Genomic DNA, 17698 nt, shown 5'->3' with positions numbered 1-17698 from the left:
TCTTGTGACGCTCTAATTGAAAAAGAACGCTTATCCTTAATACAGAATAGCGCTGGTAGTTGGTTTATTTGTTTAAGCCTTTTTCATGAATACGATAAATCATAGCTGCCATTTGTGCTCTTGTTACTGGATTGTTCGGACCAAAACGGCTAATAGTATAGCCAGCCATAATTCCTTCTTGTTTCATCGTTTCAATCGCAATATATGCCCAATAGTATTTGTTTACATCATCAAATGAATTCTCACCATTATTCGCAGATTGGCTATAGAACCCTGCATTATAAAATACCTGAGCCATTTGCGCTCTTGTTAAAATAGTATGAGGGGAAAAACGACCTTCGCCAATGCCATTGATTATTTTATGTTGTGCTACTAACTGAATCGATTCTAATGCCCAAAAACTCTTCTCCACATCAATAAATGAAATTGTTTTATTTAGTGGGGGCAACGCTAAAAACTCACTTAGAATAGCAGCAGCTTGTGCTCTTGTTATCGTAATATTCGGTTTATATGTACCATCAGGATAGCCGGAGATCCAGCCCTTTTCAGCTAAGAACATAATCTGTTCCTCTGCCCAATGTTCGCTTATGTCTTTGAATTTCTTATTGTCATACTGATATAAATCCCATTCATCCATTAACTCACCTAATTGCTTCCGATAATATTCACCACCCAAATGGTTATATCCGGCATTCGCAATATCGTAGAGATATTCTTTGGATGCTCGCTCAAAACTCCATCCCTTTTTAATTCTTTCATCATAATTTGTTTTTGCGAAAAGATATCTCTGATTTACTAGTAAGTTGCCTGCTAAATAGTTTACCGCTTCTTTATAAGCACTAAATGCACGATACCAGTTATCTCTTCTTTTACTTTCATCGTAAATTTTGCGGTCTTCTCCGTAATCAGCTAGAACAGGTATCCGTTCATAATCTTCATCAGGCTGCCCTTGTAGCTGCCAAGCATTCTCCGGATTATATCCCCATACTTTTATTCCGAAAAGATTATTGGCATTAATCGCTATTCTTGTTGTTCCATAACCACTTTCAATAATAGCCATTCCAATAATAGCGCTTGCAGGGATCCCCCAATTTTCATTTGCTTTCATTGCATATGTAGAAATTTCTTTAATAAAGTCCTCTTTCATCTGTATCGATGGAACTTCGTATGTCGATAAATAAGCACTACTATTTCTCCCTAACGTTTCATCTTCAAACGGTAAAAGATTAGCGCTATTTGCACTTGATACCAACGGATTAATATTAAAAAGTATCAAAATTAACGCTATCAACGTTCTTGCTGAGTTTACCAATTCTACAACTCCTTTTACAAAATTTACAGACTCAAACTCTTTCATCATAGCAGTTTTTTATTATAATTAACGGTAAATATCTCATTTTATCACTATCAATTCATGGGTGTATTTCCTAGTTTATCCTCTATTTTTAAACAAAAAGAAACCACCATTCATCCCTTTGGACAAATGATGGTTTGATTCAAATTAAGAAAGTTTATTATTTTCTTTAATACCATACAGAATAAAAAGTACTCCTAAAAATAAAAATACGAATTCTTTAGATAACCCGATAATCGTGAAAATAACACCAGCGAAAAAATAACCTCCAATGACGGGATTATTATAATTAATAGGTTTCATTTTACTATCCCCTTTAAATAAAATGTTGTTATTGTTTTTACGGATAAGTCACTGAAAAGTTACAAAATAAGGAATGAATTCTTATGTTAAACTACTTTTCAACATGTATGTATTATAAAAGCTCTGAATTATTTACTCAGTGAAATCTTCAATAATTTCTATGACTTCTATCTTCCCATTAATTAAAAGTTCGGGAAGTTCGTTATTTATATTACCGTTCCAATATTTTCTTGCTTGTTCAATTTTTTTATAAAAAGAAATTCCGTCTTCTTTTGGTAAAAGGTCGCCATCCCCTTCAAAATAGTTGCCATTAACCTTTAATTTAACAATCTGCAATACATTACGATTGAAAGAATCAAATAATTGCTTCCACTTCAGTGCATCTTCATATGTTTTGGCAGCATATAAGCAGGATAATCTTGAAGGATATTGTGGATATTCTTTTAAGCGAACCATTTCTACTATCACTTCTCTGACAGCTCTAGTTGTTTGCCCTATATATTTCATTGCTACATCGGCATTATCCTTATCTAAATTCAAACCTTCCTTTGTATAATGACTCTGCATAATTTGAATAAAATCTTCGCCTTTAGCATTTAATTGTTCCGCTTCAAAGAAGAAACGATATAAGGTGTTATATTCATTTTCATCAAAATAAATGATCTGTCCAAGACTCATTTTATTCCTCGTAACAATATGATAAACAAAGAATTGATTTTCTCCCATAGTTAATCTCCTAGTTTTTACGTCGTTTCCTTCTATTTATAATGGTTAATATGACAATAAAACCGGCTAATCCCAGTGATATCCAAATAAAAATTTGATTTCTAGTTTGTTTCCCACTTAAATTAACTTCTTCAATCGGGATCTCACCTTCTCCCAGTACTTCCAAATCGTTTTGAGAAGAACTTAACACATTCGTACGACTACACAAGATTGATACAAGCGATTTTGCCCCATACATCGTTGATTCGTTGGCATAAACCAAATATTCATTTCCCTCAATAAAATTAAAGCCACAATCTCCATCACCTTCACCAGTGGTAATAAAAATTTGTGTTTGTTCAACACCCTTCCAAGTATTCGTCACCTCAAAAAGAACTGATTTATATGAATATCCTTTTAGACTCTTTTTCTTTTTTATATCTATCACTTTTCCGCTAAATACTGCTGTTGAACGTTCAAATTCTTCTTCAACGCTTGATAATTCAGCACAGGAACAGGCACTTGTTATTGAGGGAAATGAACCTATAATAAAAATGAAAGTAAGAAGTATCATTGCTTTCCTAAAAAAAATCATCTCCATCACTCCCAAAATTATTTAATAGTACAGGTCGATACTATCATTACTTCTCCCCGTACTTACCATCCCGAATTGCTTTTTTATATTTACCTTCATCTTCTATGGCAATTGCTTCATCCGTGTTGATCCCTTGTATAGCGTAATACTTTGTTCCTTTTTCATACTTATTCGAGAAGTTTCCAGAATAAGTCCCTTCCATGTCGGAGTACTTTGTCACTTCGCCGATTTCTTCATCTACACTTTCTACATATTCGTCGGTTAATTGATAAATATACCCATCCCAAACAACAAAGTTATAAGCCCAATCTGCTGATGAATTGTCAAGTGGATTGGAATTGGAGCAACCTGATATAAAAACAATTGCAGTGACTATACAGATAAAGTTGTATTTTAATCTCAAAAACATCCCCTCCGTTTTAATATCGATTCTTTTACCCTCCCTACTTATATACAACTTCACCATTCTTCAAAAAATCAACTAATTTTTCTTTAAGTCCCTCTGGTTCTATCCAATTTTCATCAAGAAATTCATCTAAAGGTGTGAGTTCCATTTCCACCGATGGATACTTAAGCTTAAGGTCCGCTAAAATCTTTACGTATTGATTGTAATATTCTTCTTTTTGTTCTTCAGTCAAACCTTCCATGGTTTCTTCATTTGAAACACATCCTGCTAAAATGGTAATCCCCAGTAAAACCACTATAAATAACATTCTTTTCAATTAACCCACCCCTTAAGTTTTTAAATATCTAATTGTAAGAATATTGTATCAACATATGGGATAAATATCCATTTACTCCCCTACATTCACAAATATTTGTAATTACATCCATTCGAGTAAATAACTTTCCTTCGTGGTTTATGAAAAGTTGTGCTATATTCATTATGTCAGGAGTGAGTTGATGAAAAAGTTTTTAACATTTACAGCAATAATTCTTGTTTTACTTGGAGCAGCTGGTTATGCTGTGTGGCATTTTGGAACAAATATCGCATCCGAGAAAATTATCGAAAAAGTGGAAACTAATTTAGATGATGAAAGTCTTAAAGAAGTAAATACCTATATCGAAAACGATCCGAAGCTTCAGGAAATGGTTAGCGAGGCAGCAACTACAAATCCCGATACTCTTCCCTTCCAAACGAAGGAAGAAGCAACACGTGTGTTAATTAAAAAAGTGGGCGTTAATCGTTTACTAGATATTCAGGCACAAGCGCAAAATGGTGCAATCAATAAGGATGAAATATTATCCGAAATTGAAAGTATCCTGTCTGAAGATGAAATTTCTGCATTAAAATATGTTATTTATAAAGAATTAAACAAATCAAACTAACACCAACCCAAGCAACAGCTATAGAATTGATATAGGCCCGATTCCAAATTAATGGAATCGAGCCCTTTTTCTTTAATGTAACTTACTAAGAGTAAAATAAGCGGAGGATTTCCTTTTATTTGCAGATTTTTGCGTATTTCCGGCAAAATAAGGGGAGAATTTTCCGTTATATACATTAAAAACCTTAAATTTCAGTTTTTTTTGGTCGATAAGCGGAATTTTTCCCTCTATTTTATTCGAAAAAAACTCCCTATCCAAATGTTATTAAATAAACCGATATTTATTGAAAAATTGTGAGAGAGCTAAAATAACCGTTCCTCCAACAACTAAATACCATAATGTATTAAAAGGCATTATAAACATGATTAAGCTAAAGAAAAGAGCTACTAAAGAGCTAATGATAATGGATTGTCCACTCGTTATTTTATTTTGTAATAAAAGATACAATGCTAATGGTAATGTTAAAGTAAAAATCGGAATATAAATCATGACAAAAGTGTGGTTAAGCATGGATAGTGATAGTACAGCTATAACAAAACCGATGGAAGTACTAAATGTTCTTCCTATATTTCCTTTAGTTGAAAGTAGCACCAACAAAATGGTTAAAGCCGCACATAATCCTACAATTGAAACAAATGAATATCCCATTATTAAAGCCGATATAGACAAACAAACTAAAGAAATACAAGGTAATAGCAAAATGTAAGGTTTTTGCTCTTTTTCTGTATTCATCACATTTGTAAAACTTACAAGAAATAATAAAGAAAATGGGATCGATAAATATCCTAATTCAATTTGAGTAATATAACTAACCTCAAGACTGCCAACCAATATAATGACTAATGATGCAGTAATTTGACCAACTAATGACCAAACGCTAGATAATTTAAGCTTTTCTACAAGCTGAGTTGTGATTACAATTAAAATCAAACTTATAAATAATGTTATATATAACAAGTTAACCCTCCTGATATGTGCCACTTCGCAAATAAAATATTTATAATCCAACTTTAACATAAATATCCAATCAGTTAAATCAATCCTTATAAAACATACAGATTCCAGCTTAGCTGTCCTTTTATTTCTTGAATGATATTCTTAACGCCAGCAATCCGTTAAATGCTAATAATATAACTGTTAAGACTGTCAGTAATGCTACATCAGGCGCAAACATCCAAATTGAGCGCCATGGTGACTGCACAAAATTTAAAAGTAATGGCACAATAATTATTAATAATAGTAAACATACAAACCCAAGGATTGCCCACAAACCCTTTTTCCTTAATTTACGTATGTTTACCAGTAAATAAATACATATCACAAACAATATACAAATCAATCCAAGAATAATAAATTGAATGATTGGCGTATTGTTAGGAACGTCAACTGGTAGATCACCATTTAAGATATTAATAATGCCCAATTTTAGGTAGTATAACCCTTCCTCTTCTAACTGATTATTTTTATTTGTGAGAATTACCCCACCCCAGTCTGTTTTCGGAATATAAAACATTTCTGAATGAGAATCAGGCGTTGATCCGGAATGCCATATCATTTTGTCATTAGATTCTGGATTGGCTATTCTTATTCCTAATCCATAATAACGATTTTCTCCTGTTTGTATATGTGGCGTTAAATAGTGATTCATGGAATAATTACTTAAAAAATCATCGAAACTTTTCCCACTTAGAAATTTGATAAATTGGACTAGATCCTCTACACTTGCCGCTATATATCCGTAAGGTGCCCCTCCATTATCATATGTTACAGAAGTTTTCCAAGGAAATCCGAACCAGGACTGATACCCACTTAAATATCCCTTTTCATACGCTGTCTTATAGTCTGCCGCCGCGTTCTTCATGCCTAACGGGTTAAACACATTTTGTTCCATGTACTCTGCGTAAGTTTGATGTGTCACCTCTTCAATAAGTGCTCCCAAAATTATAAAATTGGCATTACTATACTGATGTCTTTCTCCAGGTAAAGAAGTAAGATTAACGTCTGATAAACTCTTCACATTGTTCTTTATTGAATCATTACCTAAAGACTCTTTGTCTGAAATTAATAACCCATTATACATACTAAATCCACTTGTTTGAGTAAGTAAATGTTTGATCGTGATTTGAGCTGCTGCTTGCTCATCGGCTAATGTAAACCAAGGTATGTACTTTTGAACTGGGTCATTTAGATTAACAATTTTCTCATCAACTAGCTTCATAATAGCTAAACCTGTTAATGATTTGCTGATTGAACCTATTGTAAAAGGAGATTTTGCAGTAATTTTTTCTTCTGATTCACCTGATATCCCCCATGATTTCTTATAAACAACTTCATTGTTTTGAATAATCGCCATTGATGCCCCGGGAACTTGATAATCCTCTAAATACGATTCAATATAAGAATCTAGCTGCTTTTCCATGTCTTTATCAATCCCTTGGTTTGCTAAGACTTGCTTGGTAGGGATAAAAAGCGTACAACATAAAAGGATTAAACTAAATTTGAATATAACATCAAGTTGTTTCATAAGAATTAACCCCCATAAAAGTTTAAGTTTTCCGGATAACTTAACGATCTAGCTAACATGTATATTTTCACAATACATTTATTGGTAAATTTAGGGTAGGTACCTTAGCTTGATTTTGTATAGGTCTAGAGGCGGAGGAGACTCTAGCTTTTGCATGAAAAAACACAATTCCTATTACAGAATTGTGCCACATCGTTAAATATTCAACTGTTTTCCAAAAGGTATATTTTAGACAAGCATGCGCTGTAAAAAGCTCTGTATTGACCTGTTTTGATTGGATTAAATTTCCTAATTCCAGTTTATAATACGGTATATCCAACCTCGAAGACCAACTCATTTATATTTATTGCTCCCCGGTAATTTTTTTATTTCATTCCAAGCTATAATGGCATCTTCTCGACTTTTCCCTTTGTTTATTGGGTTTGCGAAAAAATCTCTAATAAATTGATTATATTCAAATTGTTGTCCTATTTGTTTCTTATATGATGGGTCTTTTTTTCGTTCCTCTTCTTCATACCATGCATTTACAACATCACGATATGTTTTTCCTGCGTTTTCCCTAAAATAATTTTGAATAAAAGTAGAGAAATGAAATTTAGGGATTTCTAATTTGAAGAAGGCTCTCACAGTCTGGCTACAACGGTGATTTTCTATTATAACCGTATCTAAACTTAAATCTGTTGGCATTGTTTCTTTTAAAGGCGCCTTTGTTTTCTTCAATGGTTTTTGAATTTTTCCTGTTTGAAGAAACGTTGCAATCCTATCTGTAATTTCCATTTTAGAACCGGTTGTACTCATGCCATTCTCTCTACAAAAAGATTGCAACTCCTCTTTTAACCAATAAAAATCTAGAAAATCTTGTACATTCAAATTTTCTTTTAGCACAGGTCTCATGCATTCCCCCCTTTATTTTTTTATTTGTAATACCATTTAAAAGCATTTTCGTACAAAATTTTATCGGTAGCTTTTTCATCAAATAACTGTTGAATCAATTCAATATCTCCATACTCAAAATGCCGTTTAGCTCTTGTAGAGGGTAAATCTGTCCCAAACATAAGCGCATCTGGATTAACATCGTATATCGACTTTAATGCATGCTCAATATTCAGCTCTACACGGCCAAATCCTGTCGCTTTTACGTGTACGCCTTTATCCACTAACTTTAATAAATGAGGTAGTCCTTCTTCAGATAGCCCGAGATGATCAATTGATATTGCTGGTAATTTTTCAATCGTTGGCGCAATTCCCGGTAACTGTTTTGCATCAATATAAAGCTCGCTATGCCACCCTACTAAGTCATGAATTCTTCTTGCAAAGTAATCCAGCTTTGATAAATCTTCTGAACCGCCTCTTTTAATATTAAATCGTAATGCCTTTACCCCGTTTTTGTTTAACTGTATGATTTCTTCATCTGTTACTGTAAAAGGTAATTGTGTTACCCCGCAAAATGTTGGTCCCATTTGTGTAAGTGCTTTTAATAAATAGGCTTGGTCAAACCCTTGGAATGATCCGGATACAATTGCTCCTCCTATAACATTTAAATCACAAGTTTCATCTTGATAATTTTTCACCACATAACTTGGTGGCAAATATCCTTGGTTTTCGGTAATTGGAAAATCGTAATCAATTATATGAAAATGTGCATCAAAAATTCTCATTTCATCTTCCCCTTTTATGTATACATTTGTGCGAGCTATTCATCCATAGAAGTTAATTCCAAAAACTCTTCCGCATCTTTCACACATAATTCCATTCCTTTTTCCCAGAATTCCTCTGAAGTAATATCTGCCCCTAAATGTTTCGCAACTAAATCTTCGACAGTCATACATCCTGAATCACGAAGTAAGTTCAAGTAATCCTTTTCAAACTCTTTCCCTTTCTCCTTTGCCTTTGCAAAAATTCCTAAAGCAAATAAATACCCAAATGTATAAGGGAAATTATAAAAAGGCGATTGCGTAATGTAATAATGTGGAGTCCATACCCACGAATAAGTGGAAGGCTGTTCGAGGGATCCCTCATATGCTTCATGTATGGCATCTTCCATTAACTGATTTATACGCTTTGAGGAAACTATCCCCTTTTTACGCTCTTCATAAAATCTCTGCTCAAACAAAAATCTAGAATGGATATTCATAAAGTTCATTACACTACGTTTTAACTTTTGGTCTAAGATCATCAATTTTTCTTCTTTAGAGCTTGCTTTTTTCATTGCTGCATCAAAAATAATCATTTCCGCAAAGGTTGAAGCCGTTTCTGCAACGCTCATAGGATAACGTTTGTTCACCCCATTTACTGACTTCATAGCATAATTATGAAAAGCATGGCCCAGTTCATGAACAAGCGTTAAAACATTTAAAAATGTCCCCCCGAAAGTCATAAAAACTCTTGATTCACCAGTGAGCGGGAATGCAGCACAAAATGGAACAGCCGATTTATTCGCACGGTCTTCGGCTTCTACCCAGCCATCCTGAAAAGCTTCCTTAACAAAACCTTCTAATTCTGTGCCAAACTCACTAAAATGTTCCGTAATCAGTAAAGCCGCTTCGTCGTATTGTATCTTTTGATTACTAGTATTTACGGGCGCCCAAAAGTTATATGCTTTCATCCCTTTATCACCCATCAGTTCAGCTTTTCGATCCAAATAATTAGAAAAGGGTTTTTTATGTTTACAGATTACTTTCCACATTGTATTCAATGTGTCTTCCTTCATTCGGTTCTCTTTTAAAGGGGCTTCTAATACACTTTTCACTCCAGATTTTTTATATACCTGTATACGAAAACCAGCAATATGGTTTAATATTTTGGCAAATAGCTCCTCTTTTTCTTCCCATATAGATTCCAAAGAATAATGAGCTTCCTTTCGCACGTCCTCCTTAGGATGGGACCGTAAATTTATCGCTTGTCCTACTGATAAACTTTTAACTTCTCCGTCAACTTGAACATTCAATTTAATACTACCTACTAGCGCCCTATAAAAATGCCCCCATGCATGATAGCCATCAGCGGTTAGTTCAGTAATTAAATTCCGCTCTTCTTCAGAAACATGCTTATTTGTATGATTACGCCATTCGTTTAGAACAAATCTGAAAGCCTCTATTTCTTTAGTTTCAATTAATTGGTCCCAAACCTCCTGATTTGTGTTTGCTAACATTAATTTCACCTTGGATAATTCCTTTTCAAAATGAGACTCTAATTGAGCTACCTTTCCACGTAAAACTACGGCATCCTGATCATTAGTGTTTTGTGAAATTAGACAAGTAATAAAAGAATTAGCCTCGGTCAAGTTAACGCGAATCTCCTCAATATTTTCGACTAATTGATTCAAGCTTGCCAATTCATCTGTAGTGATTGTCGCTCTAAAGGATGCAACAGATTTCTCTAAATTTTGTATGAGAACATCTAATTCTGTCAGGTGTTTTAAAAATTGATGTGATTTGCTGCCACCATGAAAAATCCTATCCAAGTCCCAATTTATTTGATTTACTATTTTCATCATCCTCCTGCTACGAACATTTGTTTTATTTTAGCATATTTTGGAATATTTTTAACTAATAAAAAAAACAAAAGCCACTTCATAAAATGAAGTGACTATAGTTAAATTATTGTTTATGGAGAATTTGATTATTTACAAATGCTTATTTTTCCTTCATACTTTCTTGTGCCATTTTCACGAGCTCTTTGACCATACTTCCGCCAATTCTCCCGCCTACTTTACCGGCTTCTTCAGAAGTAAGTTTCCCGTTGTATCCTTCCTTAAGGGGAATACCTAATTCTTTAGCTACCTCTAATGCTGCATCTTCTGGTTTGCTAGTCCCGGATACTTTCGCTTTTAATTGATCAAGCTGTTGTCTAGATTCGGGTACAAGTAATTTATTTCTATTTCTCTTTGCCATCGAATCACTCCTTTTTTACTAGCTTAAGCACATAAAAGTAAAGTATACGATGCAGATTATGTTAATCATTTCATCAATGTAAACGACGCGATTGCTTCATATTTAGGTGTATTTTCTAAATTGGATTTATATAATACAATTTCATTTACCTGAAAAGATAATGCTTTTTCTTTAAAAGGATTATGCGTGACTAAATCCTCCATTTTAAAATCTTCATTTTTTCCCCACTTCCGCGCCAAAGTAATGTGGGGATGATAAGGACGTGTTTCAAGAGTAAAGCCCTCAGCAACACAAGTTTTATAAACAATTGCCTGAATTTGAAATAACCGTTCCACTTCGTTCACCGCTCCCCAAAATATTCGAGGAGCATTTTGAGGACCAAACACATTCAGTCCTTCAATTTCTAACATGAACGCTCTTTGATTTTTAATAGCTTCCCCAACTGAATGAATAACGGATTGAAGTTGCTGCGGATTTACGGAACCAAGAAAAGCCAGGGTTATATGATAATCATGAAAATTCACCCAACGTTTAAATTGGAAGATTGGTTTAATTCGTATCAGTTCATCGTGAATAATTTGTTTCACATCGTCTGGAATACGCACTGCCCAAAAATAATGAGCCTCTCTTTCCATTGCTTTCACCTCTTTTATTTTGTTGATTTAGAATTGACATTCATAAAGGAATTAATGTATTTTAATGGATAAAGAAAAATAAGCGGAGGATTTCCGCTTATTTTTAAAATTGTGCTCATTTCAGTGAATATAAGGGTAGTATTTCCGCTTATTTACGAGAAAATCATAAAATTTTACGTTTTATTTATCAATAAGGGTAATTTCTCCTTTTATTTTGATTATATTTCACTTAATTTTTATAATAAGCGGATTTTGTTCCTTTATTTTGGAGGCTTCCCATCTGCATATGATACCCAAAATTTATTGCTTTCGCTTCAAGCGCACGCATTAATGCCTGTGTCCAATTCCTTTACTACGAAATTCTTTCAGGATGGCAATTCCAATTTCGGGTGTTTCAGTATCACCACAGCCTTTTTGTGTTTCATCAAACAGTCGCAACCAAATGGCCCCAATCGCCTGTTGTTCATTTTCCGCAATCAAGCCAATATCACCGCCCTGTTTCCCCCAATCTTCTACATATTTAGATAAAGACGGTTCGTTTAGTATTGTTCGAGGAAAAGGCTTCTCTCCTTCTGGTACAAACACAGATTCATACAACATATCCCATAAGAAGGGTATATCGCGTTCTACAAGAGCTCTTATTTTAACATTCACTGTATGAACCTCCATTCGACGAAACTTTGTTATTTGAACTAGTCATCCATTCATTGCTGTATTGGCACTATTGTTTCAAGCTGCCCTTTATTTGGAGTTCGTTTATTCCATACAAAACCAATTGATATGTAGTACAAAACCATCTCCACTTTTTTAGATATTTAGCCCGTAATTATATTCAAAATAAATAATGCCTCGATAATTCAATATCGAGGCATTTTATAACTTAAGATTGAGTGAATGTCTATTCTAAATGAACTTCCTTCTTCATCACGGGTGCATTTTTCCCTACTATTACACTGCCCACAACGATTATTGCTAAACTAATTGTTAACCAACTAATCGATTCTCCTAAAAATAATACAGAAAATCCAATCATTAAAAAAGGCTGTAAATATTGGATTTGCCCTACTCTCGCAATACCTCCAACAGCCATTCCGCCGTACCAGGCTACATAAGCTAAAAACTGACTGACAATCCCTAAATATAAGAGACTTATCCAAGCTTCTACAGGTGCCTGTAGCATACTGCCCGATATGCTTAGTCCCACAGGAATAATAAAAAATGGAGCGCCTATTAATATTGCCCAAGCAATTACTTGCCAACTACCAAGCTCTTTTGATAATTTCCCACCCTCTGCATAACTTAATCCAAGTACAATAACAGCTGCAATTAATGCTAGATCTCCTTTTTGCAATTGCCCAAATCCTACATAGATGGCATATATAATAACAGTTATTGCACCAATAATGCTTGCAATCCAATATCGTTTCGAAGGTTGCTCACCACCACGCCACATAGCAAAACCCGCTGTCGCAAGCGGCAATAAAGCTAATTCAATTGCTCCGTGTGATACCGGCAATGATTTCATAGCAAATGTCGTTAATAATGGGAAGGCAAGTACTGCTCCTATCGTGACTATCAACAAACTTTTAAATTGTCCTTTGTTTGGTAATGCTTGCTTTTTCATCATAAATATAGCCCCTACGATAATAGCTGCAATAACCGTTCTCCCCAATCCAACAATCACTTCACCAAAATAAGGTACGGCAATACTTGTTGCAGGTAATGTAAGACTGAAACATACGATTCCGATAAAACCTAATATCATTCCTCTTTTTATACTATTCGTCATGTAAATCCCCCTTCTCAGTCATAAAGAAATCCCCCATAATCATAATTAAAAGAACTAAGCTAATTAAAAAGATTGTAATGAAATTCTGCTCTTTATAAAACAAGAGAAATCCCCATCTGTCATGGGACAGATAGCGAAGGAGAGGATTGAGTGAAGACTAAGTATATGGGCATTTTAGAATGGGTGAAACTGCAAATTGAAGAAGGGAAATTGAAAACAGGCGATAAATTACCTTCGATTCGGCTGCTCGCTGAACTATTTCATTGCAGTAAAAATACCGTGGTTAAAGCTTTACTTGAATTAGAAAAACAGCATATTGTCTATGCGAAACCGAAAAGCGGCTATTACGTTGTGGATGATTATCAAACATCTAATCTCGATGCCATTGCTATTGATTTTTTATCCGCTGGTCCAGATAAAAGAATCATGCCGTATGAAGATTTTCAGCATTGCATCAACCAGGCAATTGATCATTATAAGGAACAATTATTTACCTATAGCGACCAACAGGGCCTTTTATCTTTACGAAAAGAGCTCACGAAATATTTACAGCAGCTACAAGTATTCACAATACCCGAACGCCTTGTCGTTACTTCCGGTTCTCAACAAGCACTTCATATACTTTCCACCTTGCCGTTTCCAAACGGAAAAAAGAATATATTAATTGAGCAGCCTACCTACTTTGGTATGATCGATGCGTTACAGTTAAATCAGATTCCAACGTTGGGTATTGAATTAACAATGAAAGGGATTGATTTTCAAAAACTTGAGAATTTGTTTCAATCGAATGATATTAAATTCTTTTACATCATTCCAAGATGTCACAACCCATTAGGACATCACTATTCCAATGAGGAAAAGAAAAAAATTGTAGCTCTCGCAGAAAAATACGATGTGTACATAGTAGAGGATGATTACTTAGCTGAATTAGATACAGATTCAAAAGCTGATCCGTTGTTTGCATATGAACCAAACGGGAGAGTCATTTATGTAAAAAGCTTTTCGAAAGTATTTTTACCTGGACTACGAATTGCTACAGTTGTTCTCCCTGAAAAGATGATTACTGGGTTTGTCCACAAAAAATTTAGCGTTGATTTCATTACATCGCCCCTTTCACAAGGTGCATTAGAAATCTATTTAAAAAATGGGATGTTTCAATATCATTTAGAAAGCGTAAAAAAATTGTATAAAAAGAAAATGAACATATTATTAGAAGCTTGTTCAAAGAATTTACCTGACTATGTTCAATATACAAGGCCTAAAAGTGGTTTTTATTTAACCCTCTTCTTGCCTTCCGATATGAATGTCGATAAATTAATTGACCTACTCCATGAAAAACAGATCTATATAGATAATGCTTCGAGAATGTACTTAACCAAAAACAGCCAGAAAGCAATTCGACTAAGCATTTCACAAGTAAATGAGCAGAAAATCCATATTGGCATTCAACAAATTACAGCTGCGATCAAAGAGCTGTATGAAAAAAGGAAATTCAGTTCCCTTTCATTTAAATCTATTAATTGAGATGACAACTTTGTTACTGGAATAAACTCTAAACACGAAGTTGCATCAAAAAAACCTGAAAACTAGTATCCATCCATACTAATTTTCAGGGATTAAGATATTATCCTGCATGTTCTTCCTGTAAATATGACACATTCACACGTTGATAAATGATACCGTATACAATTGTCATTAATACCACACTTGCCACCATCACTGTAATACTCGGAAATATAAATGCTTTACTCATCGCAAATAAGACATCCGTACGGAACCAGCTTTGGAATGGTATACCGACACTTAAAAGAGCAGCAAAGAATACCACTTTGACACCAATATGCTTTCCTTTCATTTTACGAATCATCCCATTAATAAATAAACGTAATGCCGCTAACCCAGCCCCAATGAAAAAGAAGATAACTAAATAACCTTTCACCGCTTCATCAAAAATAAACGCTTTACTCATCATTGCTATAATAATTGCAGCAGCAATAGACATCATCACTTTTGCTTTTTTACTCATCATTGTGTCCTCCTCAAAATTCAACATATTGTTGATTTCTATTTATAGTTTAAGTCGAATCAATAATGATAGCAACGAACAAAATTGAACATATTGTTGAGTTTTGAATAAAATTATCAAATGTCATTTATTAAAATTGGCTTTAAGTAAATAAACAACCTCATATTTTTCTATTTCATTAATATGACCATTAACATCCTGATAAAATTCAGCGGTAAGGGAATTCATTCTTCCATCATTTGAGTAACAAATACTGCCTAATACCACTTCGTCTGCTATAGATATATTATCCCCACGGAAATTCCCCCACACACTTGACATGTTATCTAAATTTTTTGTGTTTGTATCAGAGGCATAAATTGAACTAACACCTTCATTATTGCTAATTGTAATACTGAATGGCATTTGCTTTGAGCCAGAATTTGTTTTGGACGTTGAGAATATAATTGAACCCTCCCCCTCTACCTCCGTCGTTAATTCAGCTATTTTATCCTCAGCTAAATTTCCTGATTCGTATCTTTCTATCCATACAGTTACTTCTTTGTATTCCTTATCTGTATTGAAATCGTATACAAACGATCGATCTGTAATACTTGACAGAATTGCATTTTCTCTATCTGTTAATGCAGCGACAGAAATTGTATTCTTATTTGAAACAAATAAAAAATAATTTAGTATTAATAAAATTAGCGCTAATGAAGAAAAAACAAGACTAGCTATCTTGGTTTTACTCATATTCTTTTTACTACTCATATAGTCCACCTACTTTCAACGGTTTTAAATACCAAAATTCCCTTTATTTATTATACAGTATAATAGTTCATATAAAAGTGATTCCTCTAAGTGGTATATTATTTCCCCTCTGATTTAGAGGATTATATTTAAGTAATATAGAAATTAGTTAAGATGTAAGTAAATAAAGTTAGGTGGTTATAATTATGGTTGAGAATCTAAAAGAACATTTACAACAATTAGAGGAAAGTCATACCGGTTTGGAAGTAAGGATGAGTAGAGAAAGGCTCGATGAAATATTAGCTGATGATTTTTTTGAAATTGGCAGCTCTGGTTTTATGTATGATAAGAAAGAATGTCTTGAAACAGGTGTTGTATTGACAGAAATGAAGCTACATAATTATGAAATCTATCCGCTTGCTCACGACGTCGTCTTAGCTACATATTTTCTTGTAGATACTACAAGGGAAAGAAATACACTTCGTAGTTCCATATGGAAATTTATTGATGGGAAATGGCAACTTTATTTCCACCAAGGTACAATCACACCACTTCAATTAAATAGTTTTATTAAAGAATCTTAAAATAACTAGGTGAAATTTGAAAAGGCCTTTCCTTTTTTCTAGGAAAGCGCCTGTTTTTTGGTATGAAGTTATTTCTTTTTTGATTGAATGTATTTTTCCGACAATAATCCCGCATTAAACACCGAAAAAATCATGATTAAGAAAAAGATTACCCGAACGGCTGGATCCCTCTTATCTTCTATAAACTCAATACTAGAAAAATTTATATAAACAAAGCCAATAGCAACAAGTAGAGATATGATAAACTGCCATTTCAAAGACTTTATAATAATATTTCCTCCTAAAAGTTAATTTAACTTAATATATTCAAGTCTATTTGAAAATATCTTTATTACGATTCAAATAAGAAGAAGATGCAGGCAATGAAAGAAAAGGTTCCTGTTCCCAACGCAATCGTTCCGCTGATAACATTATATTTATTTTCCTTTTCTAGCTTAAACATAAAAAGCAGTCCTGTGGTCGTTGAAATAAGAAAAAGTATAAAAAAACCCATTGGCACAATATACACTTCATTCCCCCACTCATATTATTTTATATATCTTTAGATAAATCTAACCAGCGATTCCTCTAGCTAGCACAATTAAATATACAAAAATCAAGACTCCTCCGTTTAATAAAACACCCAATATTCCTGACAACCACTTCTTTGATAGGACTGCAAATATAATACCGAATAGCGAAAGTGTCCCAAGTACGATAATAGCCATCAGCAAATTCGCGTTAGGGCCTCGTATAATTAAAAATGAAATAATACTCGCAATAACCATTAGTAAAGAAAGAACTCCTAGCTTGTTCATCATATCCTCCTTTCAATTTCGAAATATCCTTGTAGAGCGTTTTTTTTAATCTAATTTTGTGTATTACTAATTACTCCGATTAGGTAAAAAATCTAATAATCCATCAAAAGAATGAATCTCAGCAAACGGAATAATTGTTGTATCATTTTTTGTCATATGTGGATTGAACCATATACCTTTTATGTTTACATTTTGACAACCGTTAATATCCTTTGTAAGGTCATCTCCAACGAATAATGTTTCCTCAGGTTGCACATTAAGCTTATTTAATACTAATTCAAATATACGTTTGTCGGGTTTACTAAAACCTACTTCCTCCGAAATAAGTATGATATCAAAACAACTATTTAAATTAGTTTCAGGTTGTCGACAAAAGGCATCGAGAGCTCGTCTCTCGATGCCTTTTGTCATTTCTTTTATCAAATTAGGCTC

General features: G+C 33.7%; 22 protein-coding genes. 3 read left to right on the top strand and 19 right to left on the bottom strand.

From position 1 onward, the window contains the following. Positions 1-64 precede the first annotated feature (64 nt). The 6 genes from H9635_RS16990 to H9635_RS16965 all read right to left on the bottom strand — a co-directional run bounded on the left by H9635_RS16990 (position 65) and on the right by H9635_RS16965 (position 3679). Complete coding sequence (locus H9635_RS16990; protein WP_225231372.1) at positions 65-1291, bottom strand: S-layer homology domain-containing protein; 1227 nt, start codon at positions 1289-1291, stop codon at positions 65-67. A gap of 210 nt (positions 1292-1501) precedes the next feature. Continuing rightward, complete coding sequence (locus H9635_RS16985) at positions 1502-1657, bottom strand: hypothetical protein (protein ID WP_191701499.1); 156 nt, start codon at positions 1655-1657, stop codon at positions 1502-1504. 132 nt (positions 1658-1789) lie between these two features. Then, entirely contained in the window at positions 1790-2383 is a 594-nt protein-coding gene (locus H9635_RS16980) for a DUF2441 domain-containing protein (protein ID WP_191701498.1), read from the bottom strand. A 10-nt stretch (positions 2384-2393) separates the two neighbouring features. Beyond that, positions 2394-2957 carry a hypothetical protein gene (locus tag H9635_RS16975; RefSeq protein ID WP_191701497.1) on the bottom strand — a complete coding sequence of 188 codons (564 nt, stop codon included), beginning with the start codon at positions 2955-2957 and terminating at the stop codon, positions 2394-2396. Positions 2958-3003: 46 nt separating this feature from the next. Beyond that, entirely contained in the window at positions 3004-3360 is a 357-nt protein-coding gene (locus H9635_RS16970) for a hypothetical protein (protein WP_225231371.1), read from the bottom strand. Between the two features lie 40 nt (positions 3361-3400). Further along, positions 3401-3679, bottom strand: a complete 279-nt coding sequence (locus tag H9635_RS16965; RefSeq protein ID WP_191701495.1) for a hypothetical protein — start codon at positions 3677-3679, stop codon at positions 3401-3403. A gap of 181 nt (positions 3680-3860) precedes the next feature. On the opposite strand from H9635_RS16965, the gene H9635_RS16960 reads away from it, so the two are divergent. Continuing rightward, positions 3861-4286, top strand: coding sequence for a hypothetical protein (locus H9635_RS16960; RefSeq protein WP_191701494.1), 426 nt, complete (start codon positions 3861-3863; stop codon positions 4284-4286). A gap of 264 nt (positions 4287-4550) precedes the next feature. On the opposite strand, the gene H9635_RS16955 is transcribed toward H9635_RS16960, so the two are convergent. From H9635_RS16955 to H9635_RS16915, 9 genes are all read right to left on the bottom strand, one after another. Continuing rightward, positions 4551-5243 (bottom strand): MraY family glycosyltransferase, encoded by a 693-nt coding sequence (locus H9635_RS16955; RefSeq protein ID WP_191701493.1) that lies wholly within the window; start codon positions 5241-5243, stop codon positions 4551-4553. Positions 5244-5364: 121 nt separating this feature from the next. Continuing rightward, a complete protein-coding gene (locus H9635_RS16950; protein ID WP_191701492.1) occupies positions 5365-6810 on the bottom strand; it encodes a serine hydrolase domain-containing protein in 1446 nt (481 codons plus the stop codon). 333 nt (positions 6811-7143) lie between these two features. Beyond that, a complete protein-coding gene (locus tag H9635_RS16945) occupies positions 7144-7704 on the bottom strand; it encodes a DUF6434 domain-containing protein (protein WP_191701491.1) in 561 nt (186 codons plus the stop codon). Positions 7705-7724: 20 nt separating this feature from the next. Next, a complete protein-coding gene (locus H9635_RS16940) occupies positions 7725-8468 on the bottom strand; it encodes an amidohydrolase family protein (RefSeq protein WP_191701490.1) in 744 nt (247 codons plus the stop codon). A 35-nt stretch (positions 8469-8503) separates the two neighbouring features. Then, positions 8504-10306 carry a M3 family oligoendopeptidase gene (locus H9635_RS16935; RefSeq protein WP_225231370.1) on the bottom strand — a complete coding sequence of 601 codons (1803 nt, stop codon included), beginning with the start codon at positions 10304-10306 and terminating at the stop codon, positions 8504-8506. Between the two features lie 139 nt (positions 10307-10445). After that, positions 10446-10703, bottom strand: coding sequence for an alpha/beta-type small acid-soluble spore protein (locus tag H9635_RS16930; RefSeq protein ID WP_191701489.1), 258 nt, complete (start codon positions 10701-10703; stop codon positions 10446-10448). Between the two features lie 65 nt (positions 10704-10768). Continuing rightward, positions 10769-11338 (bottom strand): RNA 2',3'-cyclic phosphodiesterase, encoded by a 570-nt coding sequence (thpR, locus tag H9635_RS16925; RefSeq protein ID WP_191701488.1) that lies wholly within the window; start codon positions 11336-11338, stop codon positions 10769-10771. A gap of 327 nt (positions 11339-11665) precedes the next feature. Further along, positions 11666-12007, bottom strand: a complete 342-nt coding sequence (locus tag H9635_RS16920; RefSeq protein WP_191701487.1) for a GNAT family N-acetyltransferase — start codon at positions 12005-12007, stop codon at positions 11666-11668. A 229-nt stretch (positions 12008-12236) separates the two neighbouring features. Further along, positions 12237-13127: a DMT family transporter gene (locus H9635_RS16915; RefSeq protein ID WP_191701486.1), complete on the bottom strand. Its 891-nt coding sequence runs from the start codon at positions 13125-13127 to the stop codon at positions 12237-12239. A gap of 150 nt (positions 13128-13277) precedes the next feature. Between H9635_RS16915 and H9635_RS16910 the strand changes: the two genes are divergently transcribed. Further along, a complete protein-coding gene (locus H9635_RS16910; protein WP_191701485.1) occupies positions 13278-14651 on the top strand; it encodes an aminotransferase-like domain-containing protein in 1374 nt (457 codons plus the stop codon). Positions 14652-14751: 100 nt separating this feature from the next. Here the strand turns inward: H9635_RS16910 and H9635_RS16905 are convergent, their stop codons facing one another. Further along, complete coding sequence (locus H9635_RS16905; protein ID WP_191701484.1) at positions 14752-15153, bottom strand: MFS transporter permease; 402 nt, start codon at positions 15151-15153, stop codon at positions 14752-14754. A 123-nt stretch (positions 15154-15276) separates the two neighbouring features. Beyond that, positions 15277-15906: a hypothetical protein gene (locus H9635_RS16900; protein WP_191701483.1), complete on the bottom strand. Its 630-nt coding sequence runs from the start codon at positions 15904-15906 to the stop codon at positions 15277-15279. A 185-nt stretch (positions 15907-16091) separates the two neighbouring features. Between H9635_RS16900 and H9635_RS16895 the strand changes: the two genes are divergently transcribed. Further along, positions 16092-16469 (top strand): nuclear transport factor 2 family protein, encoded by a 378-nt coding sequence (locus tag H9635_RS16895; protein ID WP_191701482.1) that lies wholly within the window; start codon positions 16092-16094, stop codon positions 16467-16469. 551 nt (positions 16470-17020) lie between these two features. Here H9635_RS16895 and H9635_RS16890 read toward each other — a convergent pair. Together H9635_RS16890 and H9635_RS16885 are read right to left on the bottom strand one after the other, a co-directional pair. Next, entirely contained in the window at positions 17021-17266 is a 246-nt protein-coding gene (locus H9635_RS16890; RefSeq protein WP_191701481.1) for a hypothetical protein, read from the bottom strand. Positions 17267-17332: 66 nt separating this feature from the next. Then, positions 17333-17698, bottom strand: a 366-nt coding sequence (locus H9635_RS16885; RefSeq protein ID WP_191701480.1) for an HAD family hydrolase, incomplete at its 5' end; no start/stop codon positions are given.

The organism is Solibacillus faecavium (genome assembly GCF_014836905.1).
Taxonomy (GTDB): Bacteria; Bacillota; Bacilli; order Bacillales_A; family Planococcaceae; genus Solibacillus; species Solibacillus faecavium.
This window is presented reverse-complemented; position numbering and strand designations above follow the sequence as displayed.